The sequence below is a fragment of the Vitiosangium sp. GDMCC 1.1324 genome (assembly GCF_003044305.1).
Lineage (GTDB): Bacteria > Myxococcota > Myxococcia > Myxococcales > Myxococcaceae > Archangium.
The window spans coordinates 1,108,987-1,132,958 of the sequence record NZ_PZOX01000001.1 but is presented as its reverse complement, the minus strand read 5'-3'; the positions used below and the strand labels follow the sequence as shown (position 1 = coordinate 1,132,958).

General features: G+C 67.7%; 17 protein-coding genes. 7 read left to right on the top strand and 10 right to left on the bottom strand.

The window, feature by feature from the left end:
* Positions 1-25: 25 nt before the first annotated feature.
* On the bottom strand, positions 26-1,006 hold the full coding sequence (locus tag DAT35_RS04360) for an AraC family transcriptional regulator (RefSeq protein ID WP_108065570.1): 981 nt from the start codon (positions 1,004-1,006) through the stop codon (positions 26-28).
* A gap of 58 nt (positions 1,007-1,064) precedes the next feature.
* Here DAT35_RS04360 and DAT35_RS04355 point away from each other — a divergent pair, with 58 nt between their 5' ends.
* A complete protein-coding gene (locus DAT35_RS04355) occupies positions 1,065-2,153 on the top strand; it encodes an alkene reductase (protein WP_108065569.1) in 1,089 nt (362 codons plus the stop codon).
* 6 nt (positions 2,154-2,159) lie between these two features.
* On the opposite strand, the gene DAT35_RS04350 is transcribed toward DAT35_RS04355, so the two are convergent.
* Together DAT35_RS04350 and DAT35_RS04345 are read right to left on the bottom strand one after the other, a co-directional pair.
* Positions 2,160-3,281: a CFI-box-CTERM domain-containing protein gene (locus DAT35_RS04350; protein WP_108065568.1), complete on the bottom strand. Its 1,122-nt coding sequence runs from the start codon at positions 3,279-3,281 to the stop codon at positions 2,160-2,162.
* A gap of 84 nt (positions 3,282-3,365) precedes the next feature.
* On the bottom strand, positions 3,366-4,619 hold the full coding sequence (locus DAT35_RS04345; RefSeq protein WP_158501544.1) for an amidohydrolase family protein: 1,254 nt from the start codon (positions 4,617-4,619) through the stop codon (positions 3,366-3,368).
* Between the two features lie 358 nt (positions 4,620-4,977).
* Between DAT35_RS04345 and DAT35_RS04340 the strand changes: the two genes are divergently transcribed.
* The 3 genes from DAT35_RS04340 (at position 4,978) to DAT35_RS04330 (ending at position 11,643) form a co-directional block, all read left to right on the top strand.
* Positions 4,978-10,668: a discoidin domain-containing protein gene (locus DAT35_RS04340; protein ID WP_108065566.1), complete on the top strand. Its 5,691-nt coding sequence runs from the start codon at positions 4,978-4,980 to the stop codon at positions 10,666-10,668.
* A gap of 142 nt (positions 10,669-10,810) precedes the next feature.
* Positions 10,811-11,236 carry a hypothetical protein gene (locus DAT35_RS04335; RefSeq protein ID WP_108065565.1) on the top strand — a complete coding sequence of 142 codons (426 nt, stop codon included), beginning with the start codon at positions 10,811-10,813 and terminating at the stop codon, positions 11,234-11,236.
* 158 nt (positions 11,237-11,394) lie between these two features.
* Complete coding sequence (locus tag DAT35_RS04330; protein ID WP_146209562.1) at positions 11,395-11,643, top strand: hypothetical protein; 249 nt, start codon at positions 11,395-11,397, stop codon at positions 11,641-11,643.
* Between the two features lie 236 nt (positions 11,644-11,879).
* Here the strand turns inward: DAT35_RS04330 and DAT35_RS04325 are convergent, their stop codons facing one another.
* Positions 11,880-13,874, bottom strand: a complete 1,995-nt coding sequence (locus DAT35_RS04325; RefSeq protein WP_158501543.1) for a VCBS repeat-containing protein — start codon at positions 13,872-13,874, stop codon at positions 11,880-11,882.
* A gap of 471 nt (positions 13,875-14,345) precedes the next feature.
* On the opposite strand from DAT35_RS04325, the gene DAT35_RS04320 reads away from it, so the two are divergent.
* Genes DAT35_RS04320 through DAT35_RS04310 form a run of 3 tightly spaced genes read left to right on the top strand, consistent with a single transcriptional unit; the run spans position 14,346 to position 16,931 of the window.
* Positions 14,346-15,044, top strand: a complete 699-nt coding sequence (locus tag DAT35_RS04320; RefSeq protein ID WP_146209561.1) for a hypothetical protein — start codon at positions 14,346-14,348, stop codon at positions 15,042-15,044.
* Between the two features lie 47 nt (positions 15,045-15,091).
* Positions 15,092-16,108: an Rpn family recombination-promoting nuclease/putative transposase gene (locus tag DAT35_RS04315; RefSeq protein ID WP_108065561.1), complete on the top strand. Its 1,017-nt coding sequence runs from the start codon at positions 15,092-15,094 to the stop codon at positions 16,106-16,108.
* Positions 16,109-16,163: 55 nt separating this feature from the next.
* The gene (locus tag DAT35_RS04310) at positions 16,164-16,931 is read left to right on the top strand and encodes a hypothetical protein (RefSeq protein ID WP_146209560.1); all 768 of its coding nucleotides are present in this window, start codon (positions 16,164-16,166) and stop codon (positions 16,929-16,931) included.
* Positions 16,932-16,969: 38 nt separating this feature from the next.
* Here the strand turns inward: DAT35_RS04310 and DAT35_RS04305 are convergent, their stop codons facing one another.
* The 6 genes from DAT35_RS04305 to DAT35_RS04275 all read right to left on the bottom strand — a co-directional run bounded on the left by DAT35_RS04305 (position 16,970) and on the right by DAT35_RS04275 (position 23,852).
* A complete protein-coding gene (locus DAT35_RS04305; RefSeq protein WP_108065559.1) occupies positions 16,970-19,246 on the bottom strand; it encodes a xanthine dehydrogenase family protein molybdopterin-binding subunit in 2,277 nt (758 codons plus the stop codon).
* On the bottom strand, positions 19,239-19,700 hold the full coding sequence (locus DAT35_RS04300; RefSeq protein ID WP_108065558.1) for a (2Fe-2S)-binding protein: 462 nt from the start codon (positions 19,698-19,700) through the stop codon (positions 19,239-19,241). Before DAT35_RS04300 ends, DAT35_RS04305 begins: the two co-directional genes overlap by 8 nt.
* On the bottom strand, positions 19,697-20,314 hold the full coding sequence (locus tag DAT35_RS04295; RefSeq protein WP_108065654.1) for an Isoquinoline 1-oxidoreductase subunit: 618 nt from the start codon (positions 20,312-20,314) through the stop codon (positions 19,697-19,699). Before DAT35_RS04295 ends, DAT35_RS04300 begins: the two co-directional genes overlap by 4 nt.
* A 235-nt stretch (positions 20,315-20,549) precedes the next feature.
* On the bottom strand, positions 20,550-22,259 hold the full coding sequence (locus DAT35_RS04290) for an RICIN domain-containing protein (protein ID WP_108065557.1): 1,710 nt from the start codon (positions 22,257-22,259) through the stop codon (positions 20,550-20,552).
* 300 nt (positions 22,260-22,559) lie between these two features.
* Positions 22,560-23,294 (bottom strand): copper homeostasis protein CutC, encoded by a 735-nt coding sequence (locus tag DAT35_RS60470; protein WP_108065556.1) that lies wholly within the window; start codon positions 23,292-23,294, stop codon positions 22,560-22,562.
* Between the two features lie 48 nt (positions 23,295-23,342).
* On the bottom strand, positions 23,343-23,852 hold the full coding sequence (locus DAT35_RS04275) for a hypothetical protein (protein WP_108065555.1): 510 nt from the start codon (positions 23,850-23,852) through the stop codon (positions 23,343-23,345).
* Positions 23,853-23,972: the final 120 nt, after the last annotated feature.

Below are 23,972 nucleotides of genomic sequence, written 5' to 3'. Positions count from 1 at the left end.
CATCCAAAAGCAGACAGGGTGCCGTTCACCCCCGACGATGGTCGCGCCGGTATGCGCCTGGAGTCACCCCTCCCCAGCGCTTGAAAGCCCGGTTGAACGACGCCTCGCTCTGGTAACCGATGCTCTCCGCGACTTCGCTCAGCGCAAGCTCGCTCTCACGAAGGAACTGGGCGGCCTTCGTCATCCGCCACCGCGCGAGGTACTCCAAGGGGGGCTCTCCGACGATCGTGCTGAAGCGCGCGGCGAAACTGGACCTCGAGAGGGCAACGGCCGTCGCGAGACTCTCCACGGTCCAGGGCTCGGAGGGTCTCTCGTGGATGAGGGAGAGGGCCTTGCGGAGCTGCGGATCCGCGAGCGCGCACAGCCCGTGCTCGTGGCACTGGCTCGCCGCGATGTGCGTCCGGAGTGCCTGCACGAACAGGATGTCCGCGAGCCGGCTCATGATGACGGTCGCGCCCGGGCTGGACGAGGCACTCTCCGTGATGAGGAGTTGCACGATGGGCGCCAGCGAGGGGGACGTCGCGGCATCGTCCGCGGTGACGTGGATGACGCGCGGAAGCCCCTCGAACAGCGGCGTGCGAGGCGCGGCCCCGAGCCGGAAGGACCCCGAGACCAGGGTGGTGCGGACCCCCTCACCGCCGAGCCGGATCGGCCCCACCCCGCGGGCCCTCTGGCATTCGCCATGCCCGAGGGTGTGGAGCGGGCTGCCTTCCGCATCGCGCAGCGTGTGCCCACCACCGTGCGGAAACAGCGCCAGATCGCCGGCGGAGAGGACGATCGCTCCCTCGACTCCCTCGACCTCCAGGCGGGCGCTCCCACGCGCGACGATGACGATGTGCGCGCCGGGGCACTCCGGGAACCGGATTCCCCAGGGAGCACCCAGCTCGAAGCGGCCGTGCATGAGGGTGGCCAGGCGCATCGCGTCCAGCACATCCGCGAGAACGTCGGTTACCGGCTCGTCCGGCAGGCCTGGACGATCGGTCAATTTATTTGGACGGGATGCCATGGCGCGTCCATAGCGGCCCGGGCATTTTCTGTCCACCAGACCTCCTCAAGGAAGATCCATGGCAAACCCCTCGAAGCTCCTGTCCCCGTTCCGCCTGGGCCGCCTCGAACTGAAGAACCGGTTGGTGATGGCGCCGATGACGCGCAGTCGGGCGCTGGTGGATGGCAATGTGCCCAACCCCCTGGCGGCGACCTACTACCAGCAGCGCGCCTCGGCCGGGCTCCTCATCACCGAGGCCACCCAGGTCAGCCCCCAGGGCGTGGGGTACATCCGCACGCCCGGCATGCACTCGCCCCAGCAGGTGGCGGGCTGGAGGAAGGTGACGGACTCCGTCCATGCGGTGGGTGGAGTCATCTTCGCCCAGCTCTGGCATGTCGGGCGCGTCTCGCACCCGGACTTCCATGACGGCCAGCTGCCCGTGGCGCCCTCGGCGCTCTCCTACGAAGGAGAGGTCTTCACGTTCAAGGGCAAGACGCGCATCGTGACGCCGCGAGCGCTCGAGACCGGGGAGATTCCCGGCATTGTCGAGCAATTCCGGCGCGCGGCGGAGAACGCCCGGGAGGCGGGCTTCGATGGCGTCGAGCTGCACGGCAGCAACGGCTACCTGCTGGACCAGTTCCTACGGGATGGCTCCAACCAGCGCACGGACGCCTACGGCGGCAGCATCGAGAACCGGGCGCGCTTCCCGCTGGAGGTGGCCCGGGCGGTCGTGGGCATCTGGGGCGCGGAGCGAGTGGGCTACCGGCTCTCGCCCCAATCGTTCCCCTACGCGGGCATGACGGACTCCACCCCGGCCGAGACGTTCACCTACATGGCCCGGGAGCTGAGCCGGTTGGGGCTGGGCTACCTACATGTGACCGAGGCCGTGTCGGGCAACGCGGTGCCAAGCACGGAGCAGCGCATCACCCCGCTGCTGCGCAAGGCCTTCCAGGGCACCTTGATCGTCAACGGCGGCTACGATGCACGAGCCGGAGAGGAGGCACTGGCCCGGGGCGAAGCCGATCTCGTCGCCTACGGCGTGCCATTCCTCGCCAATCCGGACCTGCCGGAGCGTTTCCGGCGCGAGGCCCCGCTCAACCCGCCGGATGCCGCCACCTTCTTCACGGGCGAGGAGAAGGGCTACACGGACTACCCGGCGCTGCGCTGACCGCTTCTATGGAAGTTCGAAGAGGACGCGTGACTTCAGCGAGGTGACCATCTCCTGGTAGGCGGTCACCGCTCCGAGGTAGTCCTCGCGGACGATGAGGCTCACGCAGTATCGGACCTGCCGGAGCAACTCGCTCAACAAGGCTGGCGCCTCCGGGTGTGCGTAGAGGGCATCCACGAGGGCAGGCGCGATCCGGTAGTACTCCGCGATTAGTGCCTTCCCGTCTGGGTGGACGCACGAGAGATAGCCATCGCGAAAGCGCCGGAGGATGACCAACTCATCACAGGTGTCCGCGAGCCCCGCGGCGGCCGTGCAGGCGGTCGTGATGAAACACTTCTTCCCGACGAGTGGATGATCGGAACGCAAGGGATGTGCGTCCGTCCAGTCCGGGTATCTGCCGCTGGGAGTCGCCTCCTGGTAGTTCTCGTCGTAGTAGTAGCGGAGATGGTGCCTCAAGCTCTCCCTCTTCAGGGACTGGAGCTTCTCGTAGAGCTCATCCGCCTTCTTCGCATCGGCGCGAAAGTCTTTCAGGATCCGCTCGCGCACGACTCCATCCGAGAGCGGATTGACTCCGATGATGATCTTGGGAGACGTGTCTTTGTAGAACCAGTCATTCCACGCAACGCAGAATGGATTGGTGGGCCAGGCATCCACGACCACGGCGGTCTTGCACCTGGTGGTGTCCGTGGGTGTCCATTGCTTGTCCGCCAGCACGGCCACGGAGTGACCGGTGACGCTGACCCGGAAGACCGTGCCCACGCTGGGGCTGGCATGCTCGAGGAGATAGAAGAAGGAGACGGCCGCGAAGTGATCGCAGTTGCCTGCTCCCAGTTTGCGAGCCACGATCGCCTGGGAGGCGAGACGATTCAACGTCTGGCTCTTGCTCGTGGTGATTGACTTGTTCAGCTCGTCGCCCAGCTCATAGGCTTGTATCGTATAGAGCGTACTGTATTTCTTCGACTTCTTCACCTGCTCCGTGATGTTGCCGGCACCATGGCGCAGCTTCTGGCGGGTGAACTGAATCGCGGCCTGTCCGACAGTCAGCCGGTCCGTGAGGATCGTCCGGTGGATGAAGGCTTCTCCTTGCTTGAAAAGCCATTCCTTGTAGCTATCGAAATCAATAGGCATCAGGACGGAGAGGATACACCCGGAGGGGCGCGAGGCTGAAGGGGAGGGCGGCTACGGTTTCGCGGCACGCACGTCCGGGTCCGGTCACCGCTCCTGGCGGAAGACGACCTTCCCCTGCCTCAGCACCAGGCGCACGTTGGCGAGCGCCTCGATGTCCCGGGACGGGTCACCCTCAACGACCACAACGTCCGCGTCCAGGCCCGGGGCGAGCCGGCCGGCCCGCGACTCCTGGCCGAACTGCGCCGCGGGGCTCGTCGTCAGGCTCGCCAGGATGTCTCGCACAGAGAGCCCCGCCCGCTGCATCAGGACGTACTCGCGCCGCGGATCGTCGTCGGGCATGTAGCCCACGTCCGTGCCGAAGAGGACCCGGCCCCCGAGCCGGGCGTGGCGGCGGACCTGATCGGCGCACACCTGAGTGAAGTGTTCGAGCTCCTCGGGCCCCGCGTTGGAGCGCTTCACCTCCCACTCGAAGAGGGAGAGCGTTGGAACCAGCGCCACCTTCCGGCGCACCATGGCTTCGTGGAACGCGTCCGGCAACGAGCCGGCCATCGGAGCCGTATGCACCACCACGTCGACGCCGCCCTCCACGGCCGCGGTCAGTCCCTCGGCATTCGTCGGGTGGGCGAAGACGGGCTTCCCCTGGGCATGAGCCTCGTCGGTCACCGCCTGGACGATGGCGAGCGGCATCACCGGAAAGGGATTCCTGGCCGTGAGGGAAGCGGTAAACAGCTTGATGCCGTCCGAGCCGCCCGCGAGCTGCTCCTTCACCATGGCCCGGGCCTGCTCCGGCGTCTGGAGCTCCGGCAGCTTCATCGGGACGTACCGGGGCGTGCCATCCACCGGCACCAGCGGGGTACCCGCGGTGAGGATGCCAGGGCCAGCCAACTCGCCCGCCTCGATGCGCCGCCGCAGGGCCAGCGTGTCCTCCGGGGCCGAGCCGGTGTCGACGACGTGGACGAAGCCGTGGCGCAGCAGCATGTCCCGCAGGTGTTGCTCGAGCACGGCCGCGGGTTGGTGGGCCGCGTCCTGCACCCAGGGCTCGGTGAAATGGACATGGCTGTTCCAGAACCCAGCCAGCAACGTCTGGCCCGAGGTGTCGATGACAGTCGCTCCCTCCGGAATCTCCACTTGCGACCGTGGCCCCACGGCGGAGATCCGCCCCGCGGAGATCAACACGACACCCTCCGGGATGGGGGCCGCCTCCGGAGACGCATGGATGGTGCCCCCGACGAGCGCGAGGGTGGAACCTCCCCGCTCCACGGTTGCTCCAGAACGAGCCGGCGTCCGGCATCCCGCGAGTCCCACCACTCCCGCGACGAACAAAACCTTCCAGTTCATGCGCTCCTCCCACCAAGGTGAACAAGCTTCCACCCTACGGGCTCGGGTGTGCGCCATTTCCCTGGGGACGTGGGTTGGTCCGAAGCGGAGGTGCAATCATGACGCATACAGTCATCAATCAGCCGGATATGACGCATTGAGCCGTGACCGTATAGAGGAGGATTTCAGACTCAAAGCGTTTCATTGAGGCTGAAAATCCCCCTCTGAAGAACGCTCCGCTCCTCTGACATAGGCAGCCGTCAATTTTTGGTAGCGCTTTCATTTGAAAGCGCTACCATGCAATTCGGGCCTAAGCCCGATGTCCCGCTTTCACGCGATAACAGGTACCGCCACGCGGTCCCTCGCAGGAGTGTGCCCCATGGAAAAGATGATGTGGATCGTGGCGGCAGCACGCCGCATGGTGCTGGCATTAGAGAAGGGCGCCCTGGCTTGGCCCGGCGCCAGGCCATCACGCCTCCTCCTAGCGGCGGGGCTCCTGCCGCTCCTCTTCTTCGCGTGCAGCGGACCCGAGGACAGCTCGGAGGCGACGGCCGTGTCGGCCCAGGCGCTCGCGCCGCCGACGTCGGAGCGGGTCACCATCGATCTATCGGCCGGAATGCCCGGCCAGAGCCACTGGCGCTACCTGAAGGGCCAGGACTCCACGACGTTCGCGGCGACGTCCTTCGATGACTCGGCCTGGAGCCAGGTCGGCATCCCGCACGGCGCGAACTACCTGACCACCTTCCTCAACACCGTGTCGGGCGGAGGCGACGGGTACCTGGACGGCGGCACCCAGTGGTATCGCCTGCGCTTCACCCTCGGCACGCAGTACGCCGCCAGCAAGGTCCTGGTGGAGTTCGAGGGCGCGCATACCGGTGTGCAGGTCTACATCAACGGCACGCTCCTCCCGGGGATCAGCGCGGTCGCCGGCAACGCCCAGGCCTCGCACGTGATTGGCTTCCTCCCCTTCATCGTCGACCTGACCCCGTACCTCACGGCGGACGGCGCGACGCAGAACGTGCTCGCGGTCCGGGTCTCGCGCAACGCCGCCTGGTTCAAGAATCCCGGCTTCTCTGGCGCCTTCCGCTTCGGCCAGGCCGAGGCGGGCCTCTTCCGCCCGGCCAAGATGTTCATCACCAACAAGGTGCACATCCCGCGCAACGTCTATTCCAACCTGAAGACCTGGGGCACCCACGCCACCACGGTCTCGATCGTTCCGTCCACGACCACCACCGCGAAGGCTGAATCGGCGGTCGTCGCGGTGCAGACCAACGTTCTCAACGAGACCACGTCGACACAGCAGGTGACGCTGACCACGCAGATCGTGGACGCCAATGGCAACGTCGTGGTCGCCGCGCCGCCCGTCACCCAGGCCGTCCCAGCGATGACGCCGAGCACGTTCCCCTCGTCGGCGACCCCGATGTTCGATCAGCGCATCACCGTCCCCAACCCGACGCTGTGGTACCCGAACAACAGCACTTTCGGGAAGCCCTACCTCTACAAGGTCTTCCACGTCGTCAGCGTCAACGGCGTGGTGGTCGACTCGACCCAGACCACCCTCGGCATCCGGACCATCACCTGGGACAAGAACCTGCCCTACTTCAACGGGCACGCGATGTACCTGTGGGGCGGCTCGGGCCGCTACGACTATCCCGCCCTGGGCTCGTCGGTCCCCGATGAGCAGCAGTGGCGCGAGCTCGAGCTCTTCGCCGCCGGCGGCGGGAACCTCTGGCGCCCGGGCCACTCGTCCAGCAGCGAGGAGTTCGTCGATGCGGCCGACGCCTACGGCGTCATGATCGTCCAGCCGAGCGGAGACGGAGAGAACGGGTTCAACACCCCGACCGCTGACGACGTCACGCTCAAGAAGGAGCTGCATCGCGACATGATCATCCGCGACCGCAGCCACCCCTCCATCCTTGCCTGGGAGTCGGACAACGGCGTGACCAACCAGTCCGTCGGCACCGCGCTCATCGCCATCAACCAGACGTGGGATCCCATCAATACGCGGGCCGCGGCGGACCGCACGCCGGATCCGGTGAACGGGTTGCTCCTCGGCTGCACGCTCCAGGGCTGCGAGGTGGGCGTCAAGAACCAGTTCCCCAACAACCCGGCCTGGGGCTCGGAGTACTGGGGCAACGGCCATGCTCGCGGGCTCGCCTGGGACCACGAGATTGCCTTCCTGGCGCCGTTCCTCAACGACTGGCGCAAGTCGAAGCAGGCGAACGCCTTCGGCATGGTGCAGTGGTACTTCGCGGACACGCCCGGCGAGAACGGCCTCTTCGCCGAGTACCAGCAGTACCGGGGCACCCCGCAGCAGTCGACCTACGAGAACAGCGTCCGCTCCATCGGCTCGTCGTCCGTCGACGCGAACCGGTTCCCGAAGCTGCTCTACTACGCCTACCAGGCCGCCTGGACGCCCTTCTCGCTGAAGCCCGTCGTCCGGCTGGGGCACCACTGGAACCGCTCCGGTCAGGTGACCGTCAACGCCTTCAGCAACTGCCCCTCCGTCCGCCTGCGCATCAACGGCGCCGACCAGGGCACGAAGACCCCGAACCCGTGGAACTCTGACTCGAACTCGAACCTCACGCAGACGACCACGCTGCTGCCGTTCCAGGCGTCCTGGAACGTGACCTTCGCGGCCGGCACGCTCCTGGCCGAGTGTCTCGACCAATTCGGAAGCGTGGTCGCGACCGACAGCAAGGTGACCGCTGGTGCGGCGGCCAAGGTCGTCCTCAAGGTCGTGTCCAACGTGGTGAGGCCGGACGGGACGGCCTTCGCGGTGACCGCCAACGGCTCCGACGCGGCGTTCGTGGTGGCCGAGGTGCAGGACGCGAACGGCAACGTCGTCCCGACTGCCGCGAACCTGCTGACCTTCTCCGTCAGCGGTCCCGCCACGTACCTGGGCGGCACCCAGCAGTACGTCTCCACCGGCTCGAATGCCTACTCCACCTCCGGCGGCCGCAGCTCGGTCAACTACCACGCGCCGGGCGATCCCGAACTGCAGGCCGAGGGCGGCCTCGCCAAGATCGCCATCCTGAGCCAGTTCACCACGGGCACCGTGACGGTGACCGCGACCTCGCCTGGCCTCGCCACGGGGACCGCGACCTACACCATCCAGCAGGTTCCCTCCTACCAACCCCCGGCGTCGGCGCCGACGATCATCCTCCAGCCGGCGAGCATCGCGGTCACCTCCGGCCAGCCGGCCACGTTCACCGTCACGGCGACCGGCACGGCGCCAATGACCTTCCAGTGGTTCCGCAACGGCGCGTCGATCGCCGGCGCCACCGCGGCGAGCTACACCACGCCGGCCACCACCTCCGCCGACAACAACGCCCAGTTCACCGTGAAGATCACCAACAGCCTGGGCTCGGCTACCTCGAGCGCCGCCACGCTCACGGTGGTTGCCCCCGCCGCGGTCGCGATCACCACACAGCCCGCCAACCAGACGGCCTACGTGGGCCAGACCGCGACGCTCTCGGTCACGGCAACCGGGTCGCCGACGCTCACGTACCAGTGGCGCAAGAACGGGACGGCCATCGCCGGCGCCACCGCCGCCACCTACACCACCCCGGTGCTCGCCGCGGGCGACAACGGGGCGAGCTACACGGTGGTGGTGACGAACCCCGTCAACTCGGTGACCTCGGCCGCGGCCGTCCTCACGGTCAATCCCGCGGTCGCGCCGACCATCGCGCAGCAGCCGGCCAGCGTCTCCGTCCGGGGCAATGATCCGGTGAGCTTCTCCGTCACGGTCTCCGGGACGTCGCCGTTCACCTACCAGTGGCAGTTCAACGGCGTGAACATCATGGGCGCGAACGGCTCCACGTACACCATCGCGCAGGCCCAGAACGGCGACGCGGGCAAGTACACGGTCATCGTGAGCAACGCCGCGGGGAGCGTGACGAGCGCGGCGGCGACGCTCACCATCGCCCCGCCCGGCACCAACCTGGCGCTGCACCAGCCGGCCACGGGCAGCACCACCCAGGGCGGGGGACTCGAGGCGACCCTTGCGACCGACGGTGACCTCACCACGCGGTGGGCCTCCGCTGGCGCGACCGATCCCTCCTGGCTCCAGGTCGACCTCGGCGCCGTGAAGGCCTTCAACACCGTCGTGCTCTACTGGGAAGCGGCCTACGCCACGCAGTACCAGATCCAGTACTCCACCGACGGGCAGGCCTGGAACGTCGCCGCCAGCAACACGAGCGGGCAGGGCGGCGTCGAGACGGTGAGCTTCGCCACCGTCCAGGGGCGGTACGTGCGCATGTACGGCCAGGCGCGCGCCACGGCGTACGGCTACTCGCTGTTCGAGCTGCAGGCCTACAACGTGCCCCAGTGCGGCGGCGCGGGCGAGCGCTTCACGGTCCTCTCGAGCACGCTCGTGAAGGACAACCAGAGCGGCCTCACGTGGCAGCGTGCCATGACGACCTACGCGGATCAGGGCGCGCAGTACACGCAGGCCATCGCCCAGTCGTACTGCGCCTCGCAGAGCATGCGCCTGCCCACCCAGGCCGAGGCGCTCGGCATCGGCGGCACGAGCTCGGCCGCGTGTGCGTTCCCACTCCCGTGGAGCACCTGGACCTCCACCGCCGACCCGTCCGACGCGACGCGCGCAGCCTTTGTCAGCTACACCGGCTCGTCGACCTGGCAGGTCGCGAACAACTACCCCGGCGGCGTGGTGTGCACCTCCGGCTCGACGGTCGGCGCGCCCACGATCACCACCCAGCCGGCCTCGCAGACGGTGGCGGTGGGCCAGACCGCCACGTTCAGCGTGGTGGCGAGCGGTTCCGGGACGCTGAGCTACCAGTGGCGCAAGAACGGCACCGCCATCTCTGGGGCGACCGCGGCCACCTACACCACGCCGGCGGCCACGGCGGCCGACACCGGCGCCCAGTTCACCGTCGCCGTCACCAACGCGGGCGGGACGGTGGTCAGCAACACCGCCACCCTCACCGTGAGCGGCGCATCCTGCACCACGGTCCCCTCGGTGCCGGGAACGCTCTCCGCGACGGCCAGCTCCTCCACCCAGCTCTCGCTGACGTGGGGCGAGAGCACGGCCGGCTCGGGCTGCGCCGTCACCTACGACGTCTTCCGGGCGACGACCTCCGGCTTCACGCCTGGCACCGCCAACCGGATCGCCACCGGGCTGACCGGCACGACGTACCAGGACGGCACGGTCGCCGCCTCGACCACGTACTACTACGTCGTCAAGGCGGTGGACGCGGCAGGGTCCTCGGCCGCCTCGAACCAGGCGAGCGCGACCACGCCGGGCGGCTCCACGGGGACGCTCCTCTCGCTGGGGAAGCCGACGACGGCGTCGTCAGCCGAGGCGGGCCTCGAGGCGGCCTACGCGGTGGACGGCAACGCCGGCACGCGCTGGGGGAGCAGCTTCACCAACACCGAGTGGATCTACGTCGATCTCGGCGCGAGCGCGACCATCACCCGCGTGGTCCTGAACTGGGAGGCGGCCTACGCGACTGGCTACCAGATCCAGACCGCGACCAGCCCGTCCGGCCCGTGGACGAACATCTACTCCACCACCACCGGCGACGGTGGCACCGACGACCTCAGCGTGTCCGGCACCGGCCGCTACGTGCGCATGAACGGCACACAACGCGCGCTCGCCGGCTACGGCTACTCGCTGTGGGAGTTCCAGGTCTACGGCACGTCGTCGAGCGCCGCCATCCTGCTCTCGCAGGGGAAGACGGCGACGGCGTCGTCGGCCGAGGGGGGCCTTGGTGCGGCCTACGTGGTGGACGGCAACGCCGGCACGCGGTGGGGGAGTGGCTTCACCAACAGCGAGTGGATCTACGTTGATCTCGGCGCGAGCGCGACTATCAGCCGCGTGGTCCTGAACTGGGAGGCGGCCTATGCGACCGGCTACCAGATCCAGACCGCGACCGACCCGTCCGGCCCGTGGACGAACATCTACTCCACCACCACCGGCGACGGTGGCACCGACGACCTCAGCGTGTCCGGCACCGGCCGCTACGTGCGCATGAACGGCACGCAGCGCGCGATGACCGACTACGGCTACTCGCTGTGGGAGTTCCAGGTCTACGGCTCTCAGCCGTGATGACGGGTCCGCTCCCCGCGCCATCGCGCGCGGGGAGCGTGTGGGCCTGACCCTCCGCGGAGTATCGGAAGGATGGAATACAGACGTTGCAATCGGGAGCACCCCCGCACGTTAATGCCGTGTTCCTCCTCCGAAACCCGCCATGCAAAAGCACCTCTTGTCCGCGACGCTGGGGTTTGACGCGCTGATCGCCATCACCTTCGGCGTGCTGTCGGGGCTCCGGCCCGTCGAGATCTACGGAAGCATCGTGAACCTCGAGCCGCTCGCGCTCCACGAGGGCACCGTCGCCACGCTCACCAGCCTCTCGCTCTTCTATGCGTTGATCGGCGGCATCTGCCTCACCACCATCTGGGTGCAGGGGCCGCAGCGCCTCGCGCTCGCGGGGCTGATGCTCCTTCGCCATCTGCTGAGCGGCCTCAAGGGCGCCTTCGAAGCCGGTGCCTCGTGGCAGGTCGGCAGCCCGGTGCCCGACCTGGTCATCCACTCGCTCTTCGTCGTCCTCTACACCGTGCTCCTCGCGGCCGGTTGGCGCGCCATGCGCCTCGAGCTCAGTCGCAGTACTCCGTGAAGTGCTCGATGTTCGGCTTGAACGGTTTGAGTCCGCTACCCCGGGGCGTGAGCTCGGGAGGGTGGAGCCGGGAGAGGAAGGAAACTTCGCTTGCCCTACCGCCGTTGGCGAGGATACCCTGGAAAGGCAGAAAACGCTGTAAAAACCAGGAGATACACATGCGAGCGACAATCATTGCAGGACTGATGGCAGCGGGACTGCTGGCAGGCTGTGGAGGCACGTCCGACGGACAGGAGGACATCTCGTGCGCCAGCGGCGCCACGTGTGAGGAGGCGGCTGAGCCGGGCAGCCGCACCGAGCTCAACTTTCCCACGTTCATTTGTTGCGATGGCACCGAATGCACCAACACGGCTGGCTTCTGTGCCCGCTACTGCAGCCAAAACGAGCGCGGCGGCATCTGCTCCTGATCGCGCGACCGCACCTGCGCGGTGAGCGAGCCCTCGCCCCGTGCCACTGTCATGCTGGCCGACATCAACAACGACGGCAGCGCGGATGTCTGCGGGCGTGGAGTCTATGGCGTGATGTGCACACGCGCCGTGAGCCCCGACTGATGGGGGAGGGCCGCTGACGGGTGCCGCCTGAGCGCACGGGAGGGCCGATGAATACACGAATCATCAGTCCTCCCGTTGGATTGAAGACTCCGCTAGTACTTCTTCATCAGCAGCTCGCTGGCGCCATCACCATCGAAGTCGCCCATCGCCTGGACACCATTGGGGGAGATGATCCAGCTCGACACGAGCCCGTTGTAGGGCACCGTCAGCTCGGACCACAGGCCATAGCCGCTGTAGTACTGGAGCGCGCCGATGCCCCAGGGGCTGCTGAGCACCAGCTCCGCGCGGCCATTGCCCGTGAGGTCTCGCGCGCCGAGCACGGTGTTGTCGTTGCTGATGTGCCAGTAGCCGGCCCAGCTTCCGTGCTGCAGCATGGCCAGGTCGTACAGGCTGCCCGTCGAGGAGCGAGAGATGATGCCCCAACCCCACGGGCTGCGGAGCACCATGTCCGTGCGGCCATCTCCGTTGAAGTCCGCGAAGGCGGGCGCGGTGTTGTCGCTGCCGAAGTTCCAGTTGCCCAGCCACGTGCCGAACGGGAATTGGTGCATCGGATAGAGAGCGCCGGTGCTGTCGCGGGTGAGGAGGCCCAGGCCCGAGGTGCTGCGCAGCACGAGCTCCGCGCGGCCATTGCCGTCGAAGTCACCCACGCCCCACACCGCGTCCGTGGAGGCCAGCACCCAGCCACCCAGTGACGTGCCGTACGCCGACATGTTCACCGTCTCCAACTGCCCGGTGCTGTTGTTGCGCCGCAGGATGGCCATGCCCCAGGCGCTGCGCAGCAGCAGATCCTCCCGCCCATCTCCGTCGAAGTCACCCTTGACCTTGAGCTCATCCCCACTGCCCAGCAGCCAGCCACCCGTCAGTCGCGTGCCGTAGTTGACGACGTGCATCGTCGTCACGCTGCCGCTGGTGTTGAGGTACAGCACCCCCAGCCCGTTGGCATTGCGCAGCACCAGCTCATCGCGGCCGTCACCATTGAGGTCCACCACGGCCTCGATGCGATCCGCCGAGCCGAGCTGCCAGCTCCCCAGCCACGTGCCGTACGAGTACCCGGCGAGCATGCTCATGCCGGAGCCATCGTGCGCCACCAGGCCCAGGCCCCAGGGGCTGCGGATGACGAAGTCGTCGCGGTTATCGCCGTTGAAGTCGCCCACCCAGCCCGTCTGGTTGTCATTGGCGTAGAGCCAACCCACCGGGATGCGCTCGCCCTCCACCATCTTCGCGTCCACATGGCCCTCGCCGCGGATGTCCACCATGCCGAGCGCGGTCGGGCGCGGATCGTACTGGCAGGAGCAGGTGGTGGAGTCGAAGCCGTCGACGATGCGCAGCGCGTTGGCGCCGCAGGAGTCCACGTTGCCGCAGCGCTGGCCAGAGCGATCGATGACCTCTCCCAGGCAGTCTCCGATGATGTACGGCATGGTGTTGTACTGGAAGTGCCACTGACTGTCGGAGAGCGTGCCGTAGCCGCACGCCACCTTCGCATTCGCCTGATCATTGGCACCATGGGTGTAGCCATGCGTGTGCATCACTTCGTGCCAACTGATGCCAGCGGCCTGGGAGTAAGGCCACGGCGCGGCGGCGAAGCGGCAGTTGGGACCGTTGGTGCCGTTACACACCGGCCACCCGAGCGAGTTGTAGACGCTGGTCAGCCAGCCGCCCCACCAGAACTCCTCGTTGTCCGTGTGGCCGTACGAGCCGATGCCCGTGGACGCGTTGCCGCCGCCGCCCGTGCAGTTCATCTTCACCGCGTTGGCGCTGCGGGCTACCCAGAGCACCTGCGCCTTCTGCGTGTCGAGCGTGTCGGAGTAGAACGGGTCGCCGTTGCACTTCTTGTAGCGCTCGGTCAGGCGCTGATCCACGCACTGCTCGAATGCGGTGGAGGCCGCCGCCACGCGGCCATAGCGCATCACGTCTCCCAGGAAGGACTGCATGCCGGTGGAGCAGTCGGTTCCGTAGACGATGTTGCCCATCAGGTCCTGCTGCGACTGACCCAGGTCAGTGGGCGTGGTCACCGGCGTCTCGGGAGCGGGCGTGGGCTCCACGCCACACCCCATCACCCCCACCAGGGCGGACGCCAGGCCCGCCATCCAATGTTTCCGGCTCGGAAGGAAATCGACATCGTGCATAGGTTGCTGTCCTCATACGCGGGACCCCTGGAATGGGGCCGAGGCGGGCGCACGCGGAGCAGCAGTCGTGCCAGATGGGCCGTGACGGGGACGCGCGAGGGAATCGGCACGTTCTTGTGAACCCACAGGCTACTCGGGAGGGTCCGTCGTGGGGCGCGAGGCTACAAGGGGAGGGCGGCTCCGGGGCCTTGCGTCCGTTTTTCACCAACTGCTCCGCGTAGCCCTGGGTGTCGAAGACCTCGAAGACGGGGCAGACTCAAGGGGCCGCCAAGGCCGCTAGGGCTTGTCGCGGAAGGGCCGCAATGACCTAGGCTGGGCGACATGCCCATCCGAGCTCGACGCAGTCATCCCCTCCGCACAACCCCGATCGCCTGGCTGATGGTGGCGGGCTCTCTGGTCAGCAGTTTCAAGCCTTCGGAGGCGCCAGCCGCCGTGGAAGCAGAGGCACTTCCTGACGGGGGGGCGCCTCCCTCGGTGCTTGCCGACGCGGGGGCGCGTCCGGAGGCAGTCGCTCCCAGTGCGAAACCCTGGTGGGCCTCGAGCGGCTTCGCCTCCGAGGAAGAGGCCCGGGCCCAGTGGGTAGACGTCGTGAAGGCACAAGAGCGTTACCTCTCCGCGCTTCCCGCCGACGTGAAGGCCTCGCTCCGCAAGGCCGCCCCCGACTTCACCCCGCTCGGTATCCTGGATCCATCCGCGACAGGACCGGAGGTAATCAAGGGCGACTTCAATTGCGACGGCACCGTGGACTATGCGCTACCGGGCCTGCGCTCCCAGTCGGAGCTCGCCCGGGGGTTGACCTCCGAACCCAATCCTTCCGGCCCTCGATTGGAGACGCTGTCGCGCGAGCTCCGTCGGTTCAGGTACGACGATGCGGCCGAGGTCCGAGTGGGGCTGAGCAGTCGGTCCGGTCTGAAGTGGCAATCATTTCCGGGCAGCCAGCCGAGCAACCGCGGACCGTTGCCCGCGGACCGCACGCTGGGCTGCACCCAGGTGACGCCCCAGGATGTCGATGTGAAATGGGCGCAGAAGCACCGCTGTGATGTCCTCTACATCGGGTGCTGCGAGAAGGACGGGAGCTTTCTGCTCTGGGATCAGCGGTCTCGTCAGTTGGACAGCGTTGGCGGTTGCTGAGGTCATTCTGGCCCCCTTGGCCCGCCGCATGCTTGAGGCGGCTCGCCATGCCAGGACCTCATGACCTCTTCGCCCGCTACACCTTCGGCCACCCCGAGCGGGCCGCCGCCGAGCTGCGAGCCGTCCTGCCCGCACATGTCGTTTCCGAGGTGGACTGGGCGTCCCTGCGGCGGGAGCCCGGCAGCGTGGTGGATCCTGAGCTGCGGGAGACCGAGAGCGATCTGCTCTTCACGGCTCGGTTGCGCACAGGCCACCCGCTGCTGCTGTACGTGCTGCTCGAGCATCAGTCCACGGTGGACAGGTGGATGGCGCTGCGCATGCTGCGCTACGTGGTGCGCCAGGTGGAGCGCTGGCGCCAGGAGCACCCGGAGAGTGAGCTGCTGCCCATCATCATCCCGCTCGTCATGTACCACGGGCCCGAGGGGGCCTGGACGGCGCCGCACCGGGTGGAGGCTCTCTTCGATCTACCGGGACGAGAGGAGGAGAAGGCGCGCTGGCGAGCACTGGTGCCGCGCTTCGAGTACTTGCTGGATGACCTGACGGCCGAGCGGGAAGAAGCGCTGAGAGGACGCCCCGGTCCGCCGCTGGCGCGGTTGGCATGGCTGGTCCTGTGCTACGGACGTACCGAGGCGCTGGCCCGGAAGTTGCCGGACTGGACGGCACTCTTCGCGCAGGTGCAGGCAGATGCCGAGGGGGCCGAGCATCTGGTGGTGGTCATCCGTTATCTACTGTGGATAGGCGACGAGGCCGTCCATGCAGCTGCCCGACGGGTGTTACATTCGGTGCTGGGTGGACAACGAACGGAGGAGCTGATGCGCAGCTATGGCGAGCAACTCATCGAGCGAGGACTCCAGCAAGGCCTGGCCAAGGGCCGGGAGGAGGGGCTGACCCGAGGGCGTGCCGAGGACGTCCTGCGGATTCTCACCGCGCGCGGCGTGCAGGTCGACGAGGCGGCCCGCCAGCGCATCCTTTCCTGCACCGACCTGGCGACCCTCGACCGCTGGTTCGATCGGGCCCTGAACGCCACCCGCCTCTCCGATGTGCTGGACGACATCGCACAGTAGAACGGGCCGTCCAGCTCCGGTGCACCTCATGCCGGGCCGGTGACGAAAGGGAGCCATGCTCAAGAGGGGTCGTCCGTCGTTGTTGGTGACGAGAGTTGCCGCACTGCTGACGGTGTGCACGGGCCTCTTGCACACCACCGCCGCCGCCCAATCCGCTTCCGACAGCCCGGTGTCGGGCAGCCACTTCGAGCACCCGGCCGACTGCTCACAAAGCTCGGCGTGGGAATCCGCGATACGCAAGGCCACCGAAGCGCTGATAGGCAGAGAGGGTTTGACCGTCACCTGCCTGCCCACGGCGGGTGAATCCCTCCGTTATGACTCTCCCGATGAGCGCCGGGCCCTGGTCGTCAAAGCGGGACCCCATTCCTACCGGTATGAGGTCCGCTATCAAGGCATGGAGAAACAGCGAGAGTCATTCACCATCGGAGCGAAAGTCTTTCGCGTGGCGGCGGGCGACGATCCGTTCGGAGGTTGGCTCGAGGAAGGACACGAAGCGTTCGAGCTCAAGTGGGGCAATGAACGTTATCTCGTCCTGGCCAATGGGCTGGGCGCGGTCTCTGGCTCCGCCTCGAGACTTCGCTTCTTCTATGTCTTCCCGCTCGATGCGAAAGGCAGGATCAGTCGCGGTCCGCTCAAGACCTGGGCAACAGACTTCACCCATTCGCTCTTCGGCGTCCTGGGCGAGCGTGGCGGCGTTGGTTTCCTGGCGCTGAGGCGCGATTCCGGCCCGGACAATTACCACTTCAAAGCGGAGGTCTTCAAACTCACGCCGCAAGGTCTTCAGACGACGGGGACGAAGAAGGAATTCGATCTCCCGCCCTGAGGATTCCAGCCGTGCCCCCGGCCGCCGTCGCGTCCAACTCAGACGCGGACCGAGCGCACGAATGGCAACTCGCGCACGCGGGTGCCGGTGAGCGCGAAGATGGCGTTGGCGAGCGCGGGGGCCACGGGCGGCACCCCGGGCTCTCCGACTCCGCACGGCGGGCCCTCGCTGGGAATTACGTCGACATGGATGCGCCGGGGGGCCTCCGCGATGCGCACGAGGCGGTAGTCGCGGAAGTTGCTCTGCTCGGTGGCTCCGTCCTTCATGGTGATCGCGCCATAGAGCCCCAGGCTCATGCCGAAGACGACCGCGCCCTCGAACTGCGCGCGTACCCGCTCCATGTTGATGACGGTGCCCGCGTCCGCGACGATCCACGCCTCGTCCACGCGGATGCGGCCGTCCGGATCCTTCACCACGGACATCACCACCGCCACGTACGACAAGAAGCTGCGGTGCGCCGCGAGCCCCAATGCGCGCCCCTCCTGCTTCCGGGTGTCCCAGCGCGACAGCTCCGTCACGCGCTCGATGACGCGGCGCAGGCGCCCGGTGTCGATCGGGTGCTCCTCCAGGGACTGACCATAGTTGCGCACGTTCTCCACGCCCAGCTCCATGGGCGTCACGATGCGCGGAGGGCCGATGACCTCGAGCAGCGTGTCGCGAGGATCCGTCCCACGCGCGTGGGCGAGCTCGTCGATGAAGCTCTGCACGGAGAACGCGTGGTAGATGTTGGCGACCGAGCGCAGCCAGCCGATGCGGGTGTGCGCGCGGGCCTCGCAGTTCTCCGCGCGCACGTGGGGAATGGAGAGCGGCAGATCCAGGATGCCCTGGTTCAGCTCGTTCACGCCCGCGAACGTGGCGCCCGAGAAGGTGGAGCCGATGGACGGAAACGCGATGCGGTGGTGCCAGGCCACGATCTTGCCCGAGTCGTCGAGCGCTGCCGTCAGCCGCTGCGCACTCGTCGAGTGGTAGTAGTCATGGCGCACGTCATCCTCGCGCGTCCACTGCACCCGTACGGGGGCTCCCACGGCGCGCGACACCAGGGCGGCCTCCACCACGTAGTCCGGCTTCGACTTGCGGCCGAAGCCACCGCCGAGCAGCGTCACGTGGAGGGTGACCTGGCTCTCGTCGATGCCGAGCGCTCGAGCCACCTCGGTGCGGGCGGTCTGCGGATCCTGGGTGGAGGCCCAGACCTCGCACCGGCCTCCTTCCACCCTCGCCACCGCCACGGGCGGCTCCATGGGCGCATGGGACAGGTGTGGCGTGTGGTAGTCGGCCTCGATCCTCCGCTTCGCGCTCGCGAGCGCCGCGTCGGCATCGCCCACGTTGCGCACGACCTTGCCCGCCGAGCCGATGACCTTCGTGAGCTCCTGCCGGTACCCGGCCGAGTCGTAGCCCGCGTTGTCCCCGTGCTCCCACGTGACATCGAGCACCGAGCGTCCGCGCATCGCCGCCCACGTGTTCTCCGCCACGACGGCGATCCCTCCGAGCGGCTGGAAGACGAAGGGCAGCTTGGGCGCGGGCAGCTCCACCACGTGTTTGACGCCTGGCACGGCGAGCGTGCGCGTCGCGTCATGTCGCGCGGCCCTGCCTCCCGCGACGGGGGGCCGAACGATCATCGCGGTGAGCATTCCGGGCAGCACCACGTCCGCGCCGAAGACGGCCTTGCCGGTGACGATGTCCGGCCCATCGAGCAACGGCAGTTCCTTGCCCAGGTGGCGCAGCTCGGAGCGGGGCCGGAGCGTGACGTCCTTCCGCTCGGGGACCGGGAGCTTCGCGGCGTCGTTCGCCAGCGCTCCGAAGCCGAGCGAGCGCTTGCTGGCCGGGTGGAACACGGCATGGTCCCGGGCCACGCAGGTGTTCGCGGGCACGCCCCAACGTCTGGCCGCGACGGTGATGAGCATGGTGCGCGCCGTAGCGCCCACGTAGCGCAGATCCGTGAAGAACATGCGCACGCTGCTCGAGCCGTCGGTGTTCTGGTCTCCGTAGGCCGAGTCCCCATCGCCCTGGGTGACCTTCACCCGCGCCAGGTCGGCGCCGAGCTCATCCGCGATGAGCACGGGCAGGGAACTGCGCACGCCCTGTCCCATCTCCGAGCGATGGCAGACGATGGTCATCACGCCGTCGGGTGCCACGTGCACGAAGACGGTGGGCCGGAAGCCCTGAGCGGGCAGGGGAGGGTACACGGCGGGCATGGCGGCCCGCGCGTTCGTGGGCAGCAGCTCGAGTGCCAGACCCGCGGTGAGCAGTCCGGCCCCCTCGAGGAAGGACCGGCGCGACAGGCGGATGGGGTTGCCGTCCATGGCGTGCTCACTCATGGGGAATCCCCGCCGCCTTCTTGATGGCGCAGCGAATGCGCGTGTACGTGCCACACCGGCAGAGGTTGCCGCTCATCGACTGGTCGATCTCGACATCGCTGGGCCGGGGCTTCTTCGCGAGCAGGGCCGCCGCGGTCATGATCTGCCCGGACTGGCAGAAGCCGCACTGGGGCACCGCGAGCTCCACCCATGCCTTCTGCAGCGGGTGCGAGCCATCAGCGGACAGGCCCTCGATGGTGGTGACGTGGCGCCCCTCGGCTCGGCGCACCGGGGTGACGCACGCGCGCACGGCCTCTCCGTCCAGGTGCACGACGCACGCGCCGCAGAGCGCCTGGCCGCATCCATACTTGGTGCCCGTCAGGCCGAGCACGTCCCGCAGGGCCCAGAGCAAGGGCATCTCCGGGTCGACCTCGAGCTCGCGCTCGGTTCCGTTCAGCTTCAGATGGATGCTCATGGCCGTCGTGCCTCCTCGTCCGGACACTCGGCGCCGTCCTTCGCCCACGCGGCGATCAGCGCCCCGAATTGTTCCTGGGTCCCGGGAGCGGGGACCCGATCCCACCCCGGTGACCACGCCCACCCGACGAGCGCATCGTGCGCGGAGTGCTCGATGAGCTCCTCCAGGCTCTTGCCGCCATTGCGCTGGCGATCCTTGAGCTGCTCGCACAGCGCCCGGGGCGTCACGCCCGCCCAGGCCATCGAGCGCGGTGCGAGGTGCCACTGAGGGGCGCCCGGCACCCGCGCGTTCGCGAGGTTCCTGTCCTGATGGCAGGACGTACACTCCAGTCCGGGCACGCCTCGATCCTTGTCGCCGCGCAAGACGGGCGGGTCGTGCGCGAGCCCATGATCCCCCTGGGCGGGCGTGTCTCCGGCGGGATGGCAGTTGGTGCAACGCGGATGGAGCATCACGCGGCTGGCCTCCAGGAAGAGAGCCCGCGAGCGCTCCGGACGGGACGTGATGCGCGCGAACATGTCCGGCGTGCGCAACTGTTGAGCCGTCACGGGGGGCAGCTGCGTGACGGGGGCCTCGGTCACGCCGCCGCGGCCTGAGCTACACGCCAGCACGAGCATGGCGCACAGGGCGCCCGTTCCCAGCGAGGCGGTGCGAATGTCCGGGCGATGAGCAGTCAAGGAGAGGAAACCTCCGGGCGGGGGAGGGGCATCGTGCGCCCGGAACCGATTCCACGAAACCCATGTGTTGTGAATACGCCATGAAGGGAAACTTCATGATCATGGGGAGGGCGACTCCCAGAGACCGCCCGTCACGAGCCCCGTTGGGTCCGGGGCCCGTGCGAGCATCACCGTATCACTGCGCGAAGCGGAAGCTCTCGTTCGCCGTCCAGCTGCACGGCCACTGGATCAGGAAACCGCCGTCGTCCATGGAGCCGCCTGCGATGTCCAGGCACTGGTTGCTGTGCTTCGCCTGGATCGCGAAGTACCCGTTCCCGTACGGGAGCAGGCGGAAGCGCTGATTGTCGCCGCCGTTGCAGGTGTACTGGACCACGTTCGTGCCGGCCGTCGTGGAAGAGCCGGACACGTCCATGCACTTTCCGCTGTGGCGTGCGCGCAACGTGAAGTACCCGTCTCCCGTCGACTCGAGCAGCCATCGCTCGTTGTCCACGCCCCAGTTCGAGAACTGATCGAGCTTCACGCCATCGCTGGTGCTCGCCCCGGGGACATCGATCACCCTGCCACTGTGCTGGACGTAGACGGCCGTGTGATCCGCCCCCGTCGGGTCGTTCTGGAAGGGCATGTTCTCACCGAGGGAAGACCGGCCGCAGCCGTCCTTCGCGCAGCCGCGCATCGTCCGCAGGTCCCCCGTCTGCTCAATCGGATGCCCGATGCCATCGAAGCAGCCCGAGCCCGTGCAGTTCATCCACGCGGGCGAATTGCCGCCCCGGGTGAGAGGCACGAGGTTGTTCCAGGTATCCATGCGGTAGTCGTTGCCGCCGGGATTGCGGAAGTCCTCGAAGTAGAGGCAGCCGCCCGAGCCGCCGGAGTCGTGGTAGGTGCCGTGGGCGTTCTTCCCGACGTAGCCAACCGGGTGCGTGCCGTCCACGGTCTCGAACGCGCCAGGTTCCCGGCTGTACCATCCGCCGTGCTGGTAGTACGCGACCCGGCTCAGCTGCCCATTGACGACCAGGACCGCCATCGACTCCCAGTCCGCGGCGTGCGAGCCCTCGTTGGCGAAGCACGTGCTCTGCCACGCATAGAAGTACCAATAGCGGATGAGCACCGTGTTCGTCCCGACCTGGTTCGCGATGTAGTAGGCGGGCACCCGGTTGTTCCGGATCGTCGAATAATCTTTGTTGCAGAGCGAAACGGGGGTGGCGCCTTGCGCGCGCTGCGCGAAGTACGTGGCCGCGTCGCCCGGGAAGCACTTGCTCTGCTCGCCGGAGCCCGTGGTGGTCTCCTGATCGAAGCGCAGGCGAGGTGCGTACCGGGTCGCCAGCGCGCTCAGATCGAAAGAGGGCCCGCCGTTGTCCGCCTGGCAGAGATAGAGCTGCTTGTTGTCACAGTACCTGTCCCAGCACCGGACGCCCGCGAGGTACATGGACTCCGGGGCCACGAACTTCCCGCCGCTCTCTTCCGAGATGGACTCCGTCCAGTAGCAGTTCGAGCGCACGCCGCCGTTGTCGATCTGCGAGCACCGCAGGGCGATGCTGTCGCAGTAGTCGCCGGCACAGCCGAGGCCCGTCACGAAGCCGTTGTTGCCGCACACCTGCTCGTGGGTGCCCTCTTCGGAGAAGTAGTCCGTCCACCAGCTGTTCGTCTGCGTGTATCCGGACTCCACGCTGAGCAGGCTCACGTTGTCGCAGTAGCGGCCGCTGCAGCGCAGGCCGTGCGTCAGGAACGCCGGGCCGCTCTCGATCGCGGATGCGCCATCGGTGGTCCACGGCAGCCAGTGCGGCGGATGGATCTCGGTATGGAAGTACGTGCTGCGCGCGTCGGCGCTGAGCGCGGCGAACGTGAGCAGAGTGGCGCCGACAACGACGCCCATGTTTTTGATCTTCATGGCTCTCAGGGGTTGAGGGTGAACAGCGACGGGGCCGAGTTCCGGTCGCAGTCGGGCCATGACCGGTCTCGCAACCAGCAAAAGCTGGTTAACGGAGATATACCGGATTCACCGCTTCGGCGGCATCGCTGATGAAGGGGAGGGGAGCGCCCTCGAGCCATGGAGACCGGGCGCTCTCGTTGTCCTTCAGCCAGCCGCAGGACCCTTCCGAACCACCGGCGGAGAGCGTGCGCCACAACTCATCGACCTCTTCCTGGCCGTCGAGCTCGAAGTTCACGGTCGGGGTGGGGCCGCGCCTGCTCAGAGGGCAGAGAGCCCGTTCAGCCTGTGCCGCAGGGCCTCCACGGTGGCCCGGTCGGTGCGCCGGGCGAGGGGAGAGCCCCAGCCGAGCGCCGCCACGCGCGGATCCGCCGACTCGTGCGATACCGAACACGACGCGTGCACCTCGCGCGCACCGGTCTTCGCCAGGAGCTCCGACACCGTGTCGAGCCGCACGCCACTGCCCGGCATGATGACAATCCGGCCCCTGGAGGCCCGCGTCACCGCGGCGATTGTCTCCGCCCCCGCGAGCGCCGTCGCGCATCCCCCCGAGGTGAGGATCCGCACGAACCCCAGCGACACGGCCGTCTCCAGCGCCTCCAGCGGATCGGGCACCAGATCAAACGCCCTGTGGAGCGCCACCTCGAGCCCCGCCGCATGCGCGGTGAGCGCCGCGAGCGCACCCTCATCGAGCCGCCCATCCGGCCGGCTCGCGCCCAGCACCACGCCGGCAAGACCCGCCTGGCGCGCTGTGTCGATGTCGGCCCGCATCACGTCCAGCGTCGCCGCGTCGTAGACGAAGTCGCCCGCCCGCGGCCGGATCATCGCCAGCACCGGGATGCCGAGTGCCGCGGCCCGCGCCATCAACCCACGCGACGGAGTGAGGCCACCCACCTCCAGTCCGGCGCACAGCTCAATCCGGTCGGCTCCTCCTTCGGCCGCCGCGCAGAGGCCGGCCACGTCGTCCACGCATACTTCCAGGGTGATCCGCTGCATTCGAAATTGCTCCCAACCTCCTCGAGCGCAACGTCTCCGCGGACAGCCTCAGTGCTTCTCCATGGAGAGCTCGACAATGACACCGCGAATGGTCTCGGACTCTTCGCGTCCCGTCATCTCGGGCGGAGTGCCGAGTCCCCGGATGTTCCCTTCGCACGTGAAGAACGTGCCGTCATCATGGTCCGTGCAGACCTCGCGGCCCCTGTAGGTCGGCTTGCCAAACAACGACAGCTGGGTGCCTCCCTCCGGGCGAGGCTGGACGTGCACGTAATAGGCCGAACCGATCTCCGCGCTGCCGTACTTGCCCTCCTGTGTGACCATCCGCGTGCCCTTGAACTTGAGCAGCACCTTGCCTGGCTCGAGCTCTTTTCGATCGATCAGGTGGATGCCTCGCCGGGAGAGCACGTCCATGAGCCGCTGGGTGGCTTCATCCACCGGCGAGGAGGTGGAGAACTGGGAGTCGTTTTCAGAGAGGAAATCCCGGCTGCTCGTGCGGATGCTGACGCACGCGGGGACGAGCAACAGGAGCGAGAGCGAGAGGGCAAGAGTCCGGAGCATGGGTAGGGTGGGGTGAGAAGAGGACGCGCGGAGGCTAGCACCGGCAGGCCCTGTCCGCCGCCCGAACAGCCCCTCCAGGAATGAACGGCTGGCACGCCCTGGCCCGGGTCCCCGGGTCTG